The following is a 13,689-nucleotide window of genomic DNA, read 5'->3' as shown; positions in this document are numbered from 1 at the left end:
TGCGGCGAACCCGCAAGGCGGTGCTATGCTGCGCCGCCTCCCACCAGCCCCCTACGCTCTCCCATGCACCACGGAACACTGCTCGCAGCTATCGATCTGGGATCGAACAGCTTTCGCCTTGAAATTGGCCGCTTCGAGCACGGTCACATCCAGCGCGTTGAATACCTCAAGGAGACGGTACGCCAGGGCAGCGGACTGGATGAGCAACACCACCTCAGCATCCAGGCCATGCAGCGTGGCTGGGACTGCCTGGCCCGCTTTGCCGAGCGCTTGGCCGGCTTTGCCCCGACCCAAGTGCGCGCAGTGGCCACGCAAACTCTGCGCGAAGCGCGCAACCGCGAGGTTTTCTTGCAGCGCGGCAACAGCATCCTGGGCTTTCCCATCGAGGTGGTATCGGGCACCGAAGAAGCGCGCCTGATCTACCAGGGCGTAGCACGGCTGCTACCGCAGTCGAACGAGCGGCGTCTGGTGGTGGACATTGGCGGGCGCTCGACCGAGCTGATCCTGGGCCAGCAGTTCAGCGCACACGCCATGGCCTCGTTCGAAGTGGGCAGCGTGGCTTGGTCGTCACGCTACTTTGCCGACGGCCTCTTCACCGCACAAGCCTTCACCAGTGCGGAAATTGCCGCCAAGGCCGTGCTGGACGAAGCGCTGAACGCTTACCCCCGCAGTGCCTGGGAGGTGGCCTACGGTTCGTCAGGCACTGTCGGGGCGGTGGGCGAAATACTGACCGCTGCCGGCCATCCCCCGGGACGCATCACCCGCGCCGACCTGGACTGGCTGCAACAGCGCCTGCTGCGCGCCCAAAGTGCCAGCAACGTGCGGTTGGATGGACTCAAGGAAGACCGCCGTCCCGTCATTGGCGGCGGCATCAGCGTGCTGCGCGCCGTGTTTGATCTGCTGGGCATCGACACCCTGCAGGTAGCCCAGGGCGCGCTGCGCCAGGGCGCCCTGTACGACCTGCTGGATCGCGAACAGCCCGAGACCGACTTGCGCAGCACCACAGTGCAAGGACTGATGCAGCGCTTTGCCGTCGATGGCGCGCAAGCCCATCGGGTGGCACAAACGGCGTGCACCCTGTTTGCGCAGGTGGCAGAACCCAGCGACGGGCCGGCGCAGCGCCAGCTTGCCTGGGCTGGTCAACTGCACGAAGTGGGCTGTCGCATCTCCCACAGCGACTACCACCGCCACGGCGCCTATATCCTGGACCACACCGATGCCGCTGGGTTCGCCATGCCGGAAATGCACCGACTGGGCCGCCTGGTGTTGGGCCACCGGGGCAAGCTGCGCAAGATCGAAGCCGAACTGGACGATGCCAGCACCGCGATGCAACTGCTGTGCCTGCGCCTGGCCGTGGCTTTGTGCCACGCGCGCCGCGATCCCGAAGTGCAAAGCCTTCGCCTGACACGCCAGGGACAGCGCTTCTTGCTGACCGCGTACGCCGGCTGGTCGGCCCACTACCCCCAGTCGGCCCATCTGCTGCGCGAAGAGGTGGCAGCATGGCAAAAAACTCCCTGGGAGCTAGTGCTGCAAGAAGCGCCAGCGCTATAGACAATCAGCCGCACGGCACTGCGCCATAGCGCTGCATCAGTGCATCCTGCACACCAGTACCGACCCCCGGCGCGTTGGCCCGGGCATAGGTACCATCGGCCTGCAGGTCCCAGGCGTCGCGGTCATCGTGCAAGTAGGCCACCAGGCATTCATCGATGATGCGCTGCCTGAGCACCGGATCCGTCACCGGCCACGCCACTTCCACGCGGCGCAGCATATTGCGGTTCATCCAGTCGGCGCTCGACAGGTAAAGCTCTTCGCGCTCGCCGCAGCGGTAATAAAACACGCGCGAGTGTTCCAGAAAGCGGCCAATGATGGAGCGCACGCGGATGTTGTCAGTCCATCCCGCCACTTGGGCCGGCAAGATGCAGGCGCCGCGCACGATCAGATCGATCTGCGCGCCGCGCTGGCCCGCCAGCACCAGAGCCCGCACCAGGGCTTCGTCCGTCAGGGAGTTCATTTTGGCCACGATGCGCCCGCCCCGCCCCTCACTGGCCGCCAGCCCCACTTCTTCAATTTTTTCCAGCGTGCGCCGGTGCAGATGAAACGGTGCCACCAGCAGGCGGTGCATGCGGGGCAGGCGGTTTTGGCTGGCCAGATGGTTGAACACGCTGTCCATATCGGCTGTGGTGTCCTCGTCGGCCGTGAAATAGCCGAGGTCGGTGTACAGGCGCGCCGTGCGCGGGTTGTAGTTGCCGGTGGACAAATGGCCATAGCGGCGCAGATTGCGGCCTTCGCGCCGCGTCGCCAGCAGCATCTTGGCGTGGGTTTTGAGCCCCACCACGCCATACACCACCTGCGCACCCACCGACTCCAGCGCCTCAGCCCAATTGATGTTGGCTTCTTCATCGAAGCGCGCCTTGAGTTCAACCACAGCCATCACTTCCTTGCCGCGGCGCACGGCCTCATGCAACAACTCCATCATTTGCGGGTCCGAGCCAGTGCGGTAGATGGTCTGCTTGATGGCCACCACCTGCGGGTCGTACACCGCCTCGCGCAAAAAGGCCAGCACACCATCGAAGCTCTCGAACGGCTGGTGGATCAGCAGGTCACCCTGGCGCATCTGCGCCATCAGGCTGCCGCGGCCCTGCATCTGCTGCGGCACAGAGGCCTGCCAAGGCGCAAACAGCAGCGCAGGCTGGTCCACCAAGTCCACGAGTTGCGCCAGGCGCACCAAGTTCACCGGCCCATGGACCCGAAACAGCGCTCCGACCGGCAGATCAAACTGGTGCAGCAGGAAATCCGACAGAAAGCGCGAACAACCGGCTGAAACCTCCAGTCGCACCGCCGCACCATAGTTGCGCTGGTGCAGGCCCTGGCGCAGTACGGTGCGCAGACTGCGCACGTCCTCCTCGTCCACAGCCAGGTCGGAATGGCGCGTGACACGAAACTGCGAAAATTCCGTCACCTGACGTCCGGTGAACAACTCGGCCAAGTGCGCACGCACTACGCTCGACAGGCTGACAAACTGCGCCCCTTGGGGCGCAACGCTGGCGGGCATGCGGATCAGGCGCGGCAGCACGCGCGGCACACGCACGATGGCAATCTCGTTCTCACGCCCAAAAGCGTCGCAGCCCTTGAGACGCACGATGAAGTTCAGCGATTTGTTGGCCACCTGCGGAAACGGATGCGCGGGGTCCAGCCCCAGGGGTACCAGCAAAGGGCGAACTTCGCGCTGAAAGTAGCCCTGCACCCAGCGGCGTTGCGCCGCGTTGCGCGCCCCCTGCGAAACAATGCGGATGCCGTGGGCGGCAAACGCCGGTACCAGCTCGTCGTTATACAGCGCGTACTGACGCTCCACCAGGGCATGCGCCTTGGCCGACAAGGCCTCGAACGACGCAGTGGTATAGACCCCTTTAGCCTCCCCATTGCGCGCGGCAGCCACGTACGGAGCGGTGCGCACTTCAAAAAATTCATCGAGGTTGGACGACACGATACACAGGTAGCGCAGGCGCTCAAGCAAAGGCACATCTGCGCGCACAGCCCAGTCAAATACGCGCTCGTTGAATGCCAAGATGCTGTGGTCACGATTCAGCAGCGCCACCGACAAAGCTGCGCGCAGCGCAAGGGGGGCATCAGCAAGCACTGCCGGCGGCTCCCCAAGCGGCTGCATCACGGCATGGGAGGAGCTAAAAGAAGGCATGGACACATTCCAGAAAAAGTACAAAACTTCTTTAGTATTGATGGCTGCCATGACATTTTCGTGACAGTTGCACTGTCTACTAAAAGCCTATAGCCTTTGTATTGACTTTGGCTGCTGCTAATTTGGTCTTGCCTCCTGCTGATACACTTTGGCACAATGCGTCAGACCTCTCACGGTACCTCTCTGATTGCCCACCTTTTACCGGTGACATGCCCCCTTTGCCAGACACTCTTGGATTGTTGAAATCCATTCCATCGCCCGACACCTCCTTGGAACGCACGTTGCGCGAGCAACAGGCGCTGCTGGACAATGCGGGTGTAGGCATCGTTTTCCTGCGCCAACGCATGGTGGTGCGCTGCAACCAGCGCTACGCCGAGATTTTTGGCTACGAGACGCACCAAAGCCTGGTCGGTGAAAAAAGCGACGCTTTTCACCCTGACCGCGCCGCCTTTCGTGCACTGGGACGCGCTGCTTATCCGGTGCTGGCTGCCGGCCAGCCCTACCGTGTCGAGCGGCTGATGCGCCGGCGCTGTGGCACTCTTTTTTGGGCGCGTCTCACAGGCAGCCTGCTCAACCCGGAAGACACCGCCGAAGGCTCCATCTGGATCATCGATGACATCGATGACCAACGACAGGCGCAAGAACAGCTCGATGCAGCGGTGTGGGAAAAACAGGTGTTGTTTGACCATGCCATGGTGGGCATTGTTTTCTTGCGTGACCGGCGCCTGACGCGGTGCAACAACCATTTCGAGCTGATGCTCGGCTACGAGCCGGGTGAACTGCAAGGCTGCCTGTCACGGCGCTGGTACACCAATGATGCCGACTGGGAAGACGTTGGCCAGCGCAGCCAAGGGCCGCTGTCGCAGGGACTGGCCTTTGCCGCCGAATTAAAGCTCTGCAAAAAAGACGGTTCCATCGTAGTGTGTGAAGTGCGCAGCAAGGCCATTGACCCGTCGCAGCCAAACAACGGCAGCGTCTGGATCACCATGGACATCACCGAACGCCAGCAAGCGCAAGCAGCGCTGCAGCACATGCACCACGAGCTCGAAAGAGTGGTGCAACAGCGCACCCATGAACTGAGCGAAACCGTCGAAAACCTGCACCAGGAAATCCACAATCGGCGCCAGGATCAGGAGCGCATCTACTGGCTGGCCCACTACGATCCGTTGACCGGCCTGCCCAACCGCACCTTGCTGGCCGAGCGCAGTCGCGACGCCATTGCAGCAGCACAGCGCAGCCACACCCCGTTGGCGGTCATCTTTCTGGATCTGGACCACTTCAAGCACATCAACGACTCCCTGGGGCACCGCGTGGGCGACGCCTTGCTGGTGGCCATCGCCAATCGCCTGCGTGCGCTGGTGCGTGAAAACGACACCGTCTGCCGGCTTGGCGGAGACGAATTCATTTTGCTGCTCCCCGGAGCCAATGCCAACGGAGCAGCGCGCGTCGCCAACAAGTTGCTGGAGGCCTCGCGCCGCGCCTACCAGATCGATACGCATGAGTTGACCATGGCGCCTTCCATGGGCATCGCACTGTTTCCAGACGATGGCGTCGACTTTGACACTTTGAGCCAATGCGCCGACGTAGCCATGTACCGCTCCAAGCTGGATGGGCGCAACACCTACCGGTTTTTCACGCCGCAAATGCAGGCGCAGTCGCTGCGTGCGCTGCTGCTTGAAAACGCCCTGCGCCGCGCCCTGGAGCGCGGGCAATTCTCTTTGGTCTACCAACCGCAGTTCTGCATTGCCAGCGGCGAAATCCGCAGTGTCGAAGCCTTGCTGCGCTGGAGCCATCCAGAGTTGGGCAACATCTCGCCGGCTGAATTCATCCCGATTGCTGAAGATTGTGGCCAAATTCTGCCAATTGGTGAATGGGTGCTGCGCACGGCATTGGCGCAACTGAAAAGCTGGCGCGCCCAAGGCATGGTGCTGGAAACCATGGCGGTCAATCTGTCGGCAGTGCAATTTCGCCAGCCCCAGTTGCCCGAGCTGATCACGCAAATACTCACTGACATCGGACTGGCACCAGACTCGCTGGAGTTGGAACTGACCGAAGGCGTGGCTGTGGAAGATCCCCGCGCAGCCATTGCCACCATGGATCAACTGCATGCCTGCGGCGTACGCTTGGCCATAGATGATTTTGGGACGGGCTATTCCTCCTTGAGCCAACTCAAGCGTTTTCCAATCTACAAACTCAAGATCGACCAGTCCTTTGTGCGTGACCTGGGCGAAGACGCCGATGACCGGGCCATCGTCAGCGCCATCATCCGTATGGCACAGGCGATGGGTTTGCACACCACGGCAGAAGGGGTGGAAACGCAGGAGCAAATGAATTTTTTGCACGAGCAAGGCTGCTCTGATGTGCAGGGCTACCTCTGCGGCCGCCCGATACCCGCAGAGCAAATGCATAGCTTGCTGATGCATCAGAGAACTGAAAGCACCCTCTTTACGTAGCCTGCAGGCAGGCTGGCCGAGGCGCTGCCGGGCACTTGGTGATTTTGATTAAATCAGCCGCAAAACCATACAGGTAAAGCGCCTGCAGCTATCTATATTGAATTGATCAACCACGCTGTGCGGCGCTCGCCAAGCGTTCGGCACAGGCGTGTGCCTGGATGTTATCGCGCGCTTCGACCATCACGCGCAACAAAGGCTCGGTGCCACTGGCGCGCACCAGCACACGGCCGTTCTGTCCCAAATCACGCTCCACCTGCAAGGTTTCCTCGGCTAAAAGGGCATTGCTTTTCCAGTCCTGGCCAGGTTGCAGGCGCACATTCACCAGCACTTGGGGAAACAACACCAGATCCGCCATCGCCTGCCCCATGCGCTGTCGCTGGCGTATGCAGCACTGCAACACCTGCAATGCGCTGATCAAGCCGTCACCCGTGGTGTGCTTGTCCAGCACCAGCAGGTGTCCCGAACCCTCGCCGCCCAGCACCCAGCGCTGACGCGTCAACTCTTCCAACACATAGCGGTCACCCACTTTGCTGCGCACAAATTTGACACCACGCGCCTGCAAAGCCAACTCCACCGCCATATTGGTCATCAAGGTGCCGACCACCCCTGGCACAGGCTCATCGCGCCCCATACGGTCGCACACCATCAAGTACAAAAGTTCGTCGCCGTTGTACAGACGCCCCGCGCCGTCCACCATTTGCACACGATCGGCGTCGCCGTCCAGGGCAATGCCGAAATCGGCCTGGTGCTGGAGCACTGCAGCCACCAGCGCCTCGGGATGGGTGGCACCCACTTCGTGGTTGATGTTCAGGCCGTCAGGCGCGCAGCCGATGGCAATCACTTCAGCCCCCAACTCATGGAATACCATCGGCGCAATATGGTAGGCCGCGCCATGGGCAGCATCGACAACGATCTTGATGCCCTTGAGTGTCAGGTCATGGTCGAAAGTGCTTTTGCAAAACTCGATATAGCGCCCAGCCGCATCTTCGAGGCGGCGGGTTTTACCGAGCGAGGCAGAGTCGGCCCAGATGGGCGGCTCATCCAGAGCGGCTTCCACGGCAAACTCCCAAGCGTCCGGCAGCTTGGCACCTTGGGCACTGAAGAATTTGATGCCATTGTCGGGATAGGGGTTGTGGCTGGCGCTGATAACCACGCCCAGGCTGGCACGCTGCGCCCGGGTCAGATAGGCCACCCCTGGTGTTGGTAACGGCCCCAGCAGCAACACATCAACACCGGCAGAATTAAAGCCCGATTCCAACGCGCTTTCCAGCATGTAGCCTGAAATGCGCGTGTCTTTGCCAATCAGCACTAACGGGCGTTCTTCGGTCTGCTTGAGCACGCGCCCAACGGCATGGGCCAGACGCAGGACAAAATCGGGCGTAATCGGGGCCTGACCGACCGTGCCACGAATGCCATCTGTACCAAAATATTTACGGTTCATGGGTGTACCTGGGGCTGGGTTGCTATGAATTTTCCAGTTTATCGCAGTGCCTGCGGCAACCAGGCCAGGGTTGCGCTCCCACTACGTACGCGCCTGCAACCCAGAGGTGCCGTTACTTCCGACACCCTGCTCAGGGACACTTGGCACGGCAGCGATACAGCTTGCGCTGACCTCTGCTGCGGCCATCGCGCGCCACACTGCCACCGCCTGCACCGTGGCACGTACATCATGGACGCGCAGCACGCGCGCGCCGCGCTCCACGGCCAGCAAAGCCGCAGCCACACTGGGCTGCAGACGCTCACCGACCTCCAGCCCAGTCACCGCACCCAACGAAGACTTACGCGACCATCCCGCCAGCAGCGGATAACCCAGACTGAGCAGTTCGCGCTGGCGAGCCAGCAAAGCAAAGTTCTGTTCGACCGTCTTGCCAAAACCAATGCCCGGGTCCAGCACAATTCGGGTCTTTTCCACCCCAAACCCATACACAATCTGCGCTTGTAGCTCTAGAAATGAGAGTACCTGCGCTAGCACATCACCCACCATCGGGACCGCCTGCATGGTCTGCGGATCACCGTGCATGTGCATCAAACACACACCACAGCGCGGATGCTGCGCCACCACCTGCGCAGCGCCTAGCTGGCGTAAGGCCCAGACATCGTTGACGATATCAACACCCTCGTCCAGCACCGCCTGCATCACCTCAGGCTTATAGGTATCGACCGAAACCGGCACCCCCAGACGCACGGCACCACGCACGATGGGCAGGACACGCGCCAATTCCTCTTGCAACGGCACGCTGGGACTACCGGGGCGGGTGGATTCACCGCCGATGTCCAAAATATCAGCCCCCTCTTGCAACAACCGCTCGCAATGGCGCAGGGCCGCTGTAACAGAAAAATGGCTGCCGCCATCAGAAAACGAATCTGGTGTGGCGTTGACGATGCCCATGGTGTGCGGGCGCTGTAGATCAAGCACAAAGCGGCTGGTTTGCCAAAGCATGGGCGCACTCACTGAGGAAGGATCACTGAAAAATATCGCTGAACGTAAAAACGGGGCCGAAGCCCCGTTTGGTGGTGATATGGCGGCTTGGCTGGACCTGAGCGCGCTGTCAGGCGCCGGTTGGTGCAGGTTTGACCACGGACTCAGAAACCGGCTCAACAGCGCTCACTGCCGGCGTGCCACCACTCGGATGATCGCCGCCCGACGGAGGCGTGCGCGGCGTCCAGTCTTTTGGCGGACGCGGTGGACGCCCGGCCATGATGTCGTCGAGTTGATCGGAGTCAATGGTCTCCCACTCCAGCAGCGACTTGGCCATGACGTGCATCTTATCGCTGTTTTCTTCAATCAGCTTGCGTGCCAAAGCGTATTGCATGTCGATGATCTTGCGCACTTCATCGTCCACTTTTTGCATGGTTGACTCACTCATGGTAGTGGTCTTGGTCACCGAGCGGCCCAGAAAGACTTCGCCTTCGTTTTCGGCATAGACCATCGGGCCCAGCGCATCGGTCATGCCATAGCGCGTCACCATGTCACGGGCAATCGAGGTGGCGCGCTCAAAGTCGTTGCTGGCACCGGTGGTCATCTGGTGCATGAACACTTCTTCGGCAATGCGGCCACCAAACAGCATGCTGATCTGATTCAGCATGAACTCTTTGTCGTAGCTGTAACGGTCTTGCGAGGGCAAGCTCATCGTCACCCCCAGCGCGCGGCCGCGTGGAATGATGGTGACCTTGTGTACCGGATCGCACTTGGGCAATAGCTTGCCAATCAGCGCGTGCCCAGACTCGTGGTACGCGGTGTTACGGCGTTCCTCTTCGGGCATGACCATGCTTTTGCGCTCAGGGCCCATAAGGATCTTGTCCTTGGCCTTTTCAAAATCCTGCATTTCGACGGTGCGCGCATTGCGGCGTGCAGCCATCAAAGCCGCCTCGTTGCACAAGTTGGCCAAGTCAGCACCCGACATACCAGGCGTGCCGCGTGCAATCACGCCGGGGTTGACGTCTTGGTTGACCGGGATTTTGCGCATGTGCACGCCTAAAATCTGCTCGCGGCCACGGATGTCGGGCAGCGTGACATATACCTGGCGGTCAAAGCGACCGGGGCGCAGCAAGGCGGCATCCAAAATGTCCGGCCGATTGGTCGCAGCGACCACAATGACACCGAGATTGGTTTCAAAACCGTCCATCTCGACCAGCATCTGATTGAGCGTTTGCTCGCGCTCATCATTGCCACCGCCGACACCGGCACCACGCTGGCGACCGACGGCATCGATTTCGTCGATAAAAATGATGCAAGGGGCATTCTTTTTGGCGTTCTCGAACATGTCGCGCACGCGAGCCGCGCCCACGCCAACGAACATTTCGACAAAATCAGAACCCGAGATGGAGAAAAACGGCACCTTGGCTTCGCCAGCAATCGACTTGGCCAGCAGCGTCTTACCGGTACCGGGAGGCCCGACCAGTAGCAGGCCACGGGGAATACGGCCACCGAGCTTCTGGAACTTGTTCGGATCTTTCAGGAAGTCCACAACCTCCTTGACCTCTTCCTTGGCCTCATCGCAACCGGCGACATCGGCAAAGGTCACGGTGTTGTTATTCTCATCCATCATGCGCGCCTTGCTCTTGCCAAAGCTGAAGGCACCGCCTTTACCGCCACCCTGCATTTGGCGCATGAAATACACCCACACGCCAATCAACAACAGCATCGGCCCCCAACTGACCAGCAGCGTCATGAGCAGCGAGCCCTCTTCACGCGGCTTGACGTCGAACTTGACGTTGTTGTTGATGAGATCGCCCACCAGCCCCCGGTCAAGATAGGTGGCAGTGGTGCGAATACGGCGATCATCGTTGGTGACGGCCAGAATTTCACTGCCACCCTGGCCTTCTTGAATGACGGCGCTCTTGATGCGATTGCTGCGCACGTCATCAAGAAATTCTGAGTAACCGACATGGCCTGCAGCCGCGCCAGTACGTGTGTCAAATTGTTTGAACACGGTGAACAGCACCATGGCAATGACCAGCCACACGGCTATTTTTGAAAACCACTGATTATTCAAGCGGGACTCCAGAGACAGTAGCGAAAAGGGTACGATTTATATACGATTGATTTTAGGCTTTTCAACCCATGGGATTCGAAAATGTCCCCTGGCAGCCATGGACTGCACGCGGGCTTTGCGTCAGCTCGGCCTGTTTTTGTCGTGGCGCCAACTTTACACGGTCACCTTGAGCCCGATACCGACCAAAAAAGTTTCAGAAGATTTATCGCGTGATGCCTTGGGCTTGACGGCTTTGACCACACGAAAGGTATTTTTGAATAACTGTACCAGCGGGGTATAGGCGCCGCCATGGAACAATTTGACCACCAACGCGCCTTCAGGTTTCATGTGATGACAGGCGAAATCGACCGCCAGATCCACCAGATTTTCAATGCGCGCAGCGTCAGTGGCTCCATTGCCAGACAAGTTGGGCGCCATGTCCGACACCACACAGTCGGCTTGGCGGCCCTGCATGGCCAACTCCAGTTGCTGCAATGTTTCAGGCTCACTAAAATCGCCTTGCAAGAACAGCACACCCTCGATTGGCACCATCGGCAACAGGTCAAGACCAATAATACAGCCGTTCAGGGCGCCTGCTGCAGCGCCCGCAGGCGACATTTTGCGGCGCAGGTACTGGCTCCAGGCGCCTGGCGTACAGCCCAAGTCCACCACCAGTTGACCAGGGCGAATCAAGCCAAATTGTTCATCAATTTCTTTCAATTTGTAAGCGGCGCGGGCACGAAAACCCTCTTTGGCAGCTAATTTGACGTAGGTGTCGTTGACATGGTCGTTGAGCCATGCCTTGTTGACCTTTTTGCTTTGGGTTTTGACTTTCATATTTCTTTCTTCCTGCCTCGATAATACGGCTATGCCCCAAATTGAACTTACTCCGGCCGAGCGCCGGGAACAACGCGCCCAAGCCCACCACCTTGACCCTGTCGTCATGGTCGGCAGCGACGGCATTACTCCTAACGTGCGCAAGGAAATTGATTCCGCGCTGAATTCCCACGGCCTCATCAAGGTGCGCGTCTTCAATGATGACCGCGCCGCACGTGAGTTGATGTACCAGCAACTGGCTGCAGAGCTGAATGCTGCGCCTATCCAGCACATCGGAAAGCTGCTGGTGCTGTGGCGCCCGCCACTTGAAAAAGAAAAAGAACGCTCCGCCAACGAAGACCGCATGGCCGGCCCCAAAGACGTCAAGGTGATGAAATACAGCAAGCGCGGTGGTCAGCGCCCTGAAATCAAAACCTTGCGCGTACTGGGTAACCAGCGCCTCACCTCGGGTGGCCAGATCAAGCGTGCCAAACCCAAGCAGAAATCCATCAAAAAACGCCAGTCCGATTAAGGCCATGGGTGCAACAGCTACCGTGGCGCACCAGCGCCACGTGATCTGCATGAAATGGGGCCGCAAATACGGCCCTGAATACGTCAACCGCCTTTATGCAATGGTGCGCCGCCACCTCAGCGGCGACTTCAACCTCGTTTGCCTCACCGACGACAGCACTGGCATCCGCAGCGAAGTGCGATGCCTGCCGATTCCGCCATTGGATTTGCCACCCGGCATTCCAGAGCGCGGCTGGAACAAGCTGGCCAGCTTCAGCGGCGACTTGTATGGCCTGCGCGGCACGGCCCTATTCCTGGATGTAGACGTGGTTATCACCGGCAGCCTGGATGATTTCTTCACCCAGCCGGGCGAATTCTTAATCATCCACGACTACAAACGGCCCTGGCGCATCACCGGCAACTCGTCGGTGTACCGCTTTGAGCTGGGAGCCCATCCGGATGTACTGGCGTATTTTCGCGGCCATTTCGAAGAAATCCGGCATAAATTTCGCAACGAACAGGCGTACTTGTCGGATTTTTTGCATCAGCAAGGCAAGCTGACCTACTGGCCCAAAGCGTGGTGCCCGAGCTTCAAATACGACGGCATCCCGCCGTGGCCGAGCAATTATTGGACGGCACCGTTCGTGCCCCCGGGCGCACGCATCGTGATTTTTCATGGTGAGTGCAACCCTCCCGATGCACTGGCGGGACGGCGCAATCGCCGTTTTCGCTTTATCAAGCCCGCCACCTGGGTGGCCGAGCACTGGCACGAATAGGCACGAGAGGCCTGCCCGGCGCCGTACTACGTCGGCAGTTCAATCCAGTGGTGACAGCGGCGCACTGCGCTGCGTTTGCCACAACACCGCCAACGCGCAGCCCCACTGCGCCACATACAACACACTGCCCACGCTGTGCCACAGGCGCAAGTTGTCACGCGCAACAATGCGCGGGGCGACGCCAAACTGCGACAACAGCGCCAGCAGCATGCCACCCAATATAAAAATGATAGCTGCTTGCGCCCATGAGTATTGGTTTACCGAGCCTTTTGGTCTTGAAATCAGCAGCAATAGCAGCGCGCACACCACCGAAACCCAGGTTTGCGCCGCAAACAGGCGCGCCGCCATGCCACCGGCCAGCGTGGGCGTGGGCAAATAGGCAAATAACAAGGGCACGACCAGAAAGCCGACCGTACTCAGGCTGCCCCACCACAGTGCCGCCACCAGTGCCGGCAGACGTGACGACTGGGCGGCAGCAGAGGCCATCAGGTGTAGCTGACAGACATGACTTCATAGCGGCGCAGACCACCTGGAGCTTTCACTTCTGCCGTGTCACCTTGTTCCTTGCCGATCAGCGCGCGCGCAATCGGGCTGGAAATGTTGACCAGACCCAACTTCAGGTCGGCTTCGTCTTCGCCGACGATTTGGTACTTCACTGTGTCGCCAGATTCTTCGTCTTCCAGCTCCACCGTAGCGCCAAACACCACACGGCCACCGGCATCCAGCGTGGTCGGGTCGATGATTTGGGCTACCGAGAGCTTGCCTTCGACTTCCTGAATACGGCCCTCAACAAAGCCTTGGCGATCTTTGGCTGCGTCGTATTCGGCGTTTTCGCTCAGGTCGCCTTGCGCGCGCGCCTCGGCAATGGCAGCAATCACGCCGGGGCGCTCCACCGTCTTCAAACGGTGCAATTCGGTTTTCAGTTTCTCTGCACCGCGCTTGGTAATTGGAATGGTGACCATGGA

General features: G+C 59.9%; 11 protein-coding genes. 4 read left to right on the top strand and 7 right to left on the bottom strand.

The features are described 5' to 3' along the window. Positions 1 to 63: 63 nt before the first annotated feature. Positions 64 to 1,551 (top strand): Ppx/GppA phosphatase family protein, encoded by a 1,488-nt coding sequence (locus tag Q390_RS0111080; protein ID WP_027996121.1) that lies wholly within the window; start codon positions 64 to 66, stop codon positions 1,549 to 1,551. 4 nt (positions 1,552 to 1,555) lie between these two features. Here Q390_RS0111080 and ppk1 read toward each other — a convergent pair whose 3' ends face one another. Next, positions 1,556 to 3,694 (bottom strand): polyphosphate kinase 1, encoded by a 2,139-nt coding sequence (ppk1, locus tag Q390_RS0111075; RefSeq protein ID WP_084153879.1) that lies wholly within the window; start codon positions 3,692 to 3,694, stop codon positions 1,556 to 1,558. A gap of 209 nt (positions 3,695 to 3,903) precedes the next feature. On the opposite strand from ppk1, the gene Q390_RS0111070 reads away from it, so the two are divergent. Beyond that, positions 3,904 to 6,147 carry an EAL domain-containing protein gene (locus tag Q390_RS0111070; protein ID WP_156949888.1) on the top strand — a complete coding sequence of 748 codons (2,244 nt, stop codon included), beginning with the start codon at positions 3,904 to 3,906 and terminating at the stop codon, positions 6,145 to 6,147. Between the two features lie 106 nt (positions 6,148 to 6,253). Here Q390_RS0111070 and glmM read toward each other — a convergent pair whose 3' ends face one another. From glmM to Q390_RS0111050, 4 genes are all read right to left on the bottom strand, one after another. Next, on the bottom strand, positions 6,254 to 7,588 hold the full coding sequence (gene glmM / locus Q390_RS0111065; protein ID WP_027996118.1) for a phosphoglucosamine mutase: 1,335 nt from the start codon (positions 7,586 to 7,588) through the stop codon (positions 6,254 to 6,256). An 81-nt stretch (positions 7,589 to 7,669) separates the two neighbouring features. Beyond that, positions 7,670 to 8,587: a dihydropteroate synthase gene (folP, locus tag Q390_RS0111060; RefSeq protein ID WP_027996117.1), complete on the bottom strand. Its 918-nt coding sequence runs from the start codon at positions 8,585 to 8,587 to the stop codon at positions 7,670 to 7,672. A 109-nt stretch (positions 8,588 to 8,696) separates the two neighbouring features. Then, positions 8,697 to 10,643, bottom strand: coding sequence for an ATP-dependent zinc metalloprotease FtsH (gene ftsH, locus Q390_RS0111055; RefSeq protein WP_027996116.1), 1,947 nt, complete (start codon positions 10,641 to 10,643; stop codon positions 8,697 to 8,699). A 153-nt stretch (positions 10,644 to 10,796) separates the two neighbouring features. Beyond that, a complete protein-coding gene (locus Q390_RS0111050; RefSeq protein ID WP_027996115.1) occupies positions 10,797 to 11,459 on the bottom strand; it encodes an RlmE family RNA methyltransferase in 663 nt (220 codons plus the stop codon). A gap of 31 nt (positions 11,460 to 11,490) precedes the next feature. Here Q390_RS0111050 and Q390_RS0111045 point away from each other — a divergent pair, with 31 nt between their 5' ends. After that, positions 11,491 to 11,970 carry a YhbY family RNA-binding protein gene (locus Q390_RS0111045; protein ID WP_027996114.1) on the top strand — a complete coding sequence of 160 codons (480 nt, stop codon included), beginning with the start codon at positions 11,491 to 11,493 and terminating at the stop codon, positions 11,968 to 11,970. Between the two features lie 4 nt (positions 11,971 to 11,974). Then, positions 11,975 to 12,724, top strand: a complete 750-nt coding sequence (locus Q390_RS0111040; RefSeq protein ID WP_027996113.1) for a hypothetical protein — start codon at positions 11,975 to 11,977, stop codon at positions 12,722 to 12,724. Between the two features lie 39 nt (positions 12,725 to 12,763). Here Q390_RS0111040 and Q390_RS0111035 read toward each other — a convergent pair whose 3' ends face one another. Further along, positions 12,764 to 13,210, bottom strand: a complete 447-nt coding sequence (locus tag Q390_RS0111035; protein ID WP_027996112.1) for a DUF4149 domain-containing protein — start codon at positions 13,208 to 13,210, stop codon at positions 12,764 to 12,766. After that, positions 13,210 to 13,686, bottom strand: a complete 477-nt coding sequence (gene greA / locus Q390_RS0111030) for a transcription elongation factor GreA (RefSeq protein ID WP_027996111.1) — start codon at positions 13,684 to 13,686, stop codon at positions 13,210 to 13,212. The genes Q390_RS0111035 and greA overlap by 1 nt, the downstream gene beginning before the upstream one ends. Positions 13,687 to 13,689 lie beyond the last annotated feature (3 nt).

It is taken from the genome of Simplicispira psychrophila DSM 11588, assembly GCF_000688255.1.
Taxonomy (GTDB): Bacteria; Pseudomonadota; Gammaproteobacteria; order Burkholderiales; family Burkholderiaceae_C; genus Simplicispira; species Simplicispira psychrophila.
The sequence above is the reverse complement of the archived record's forward strand: the minus strand, read 5'-3'. Positions and strand labels throughout refer to the sequence as shown.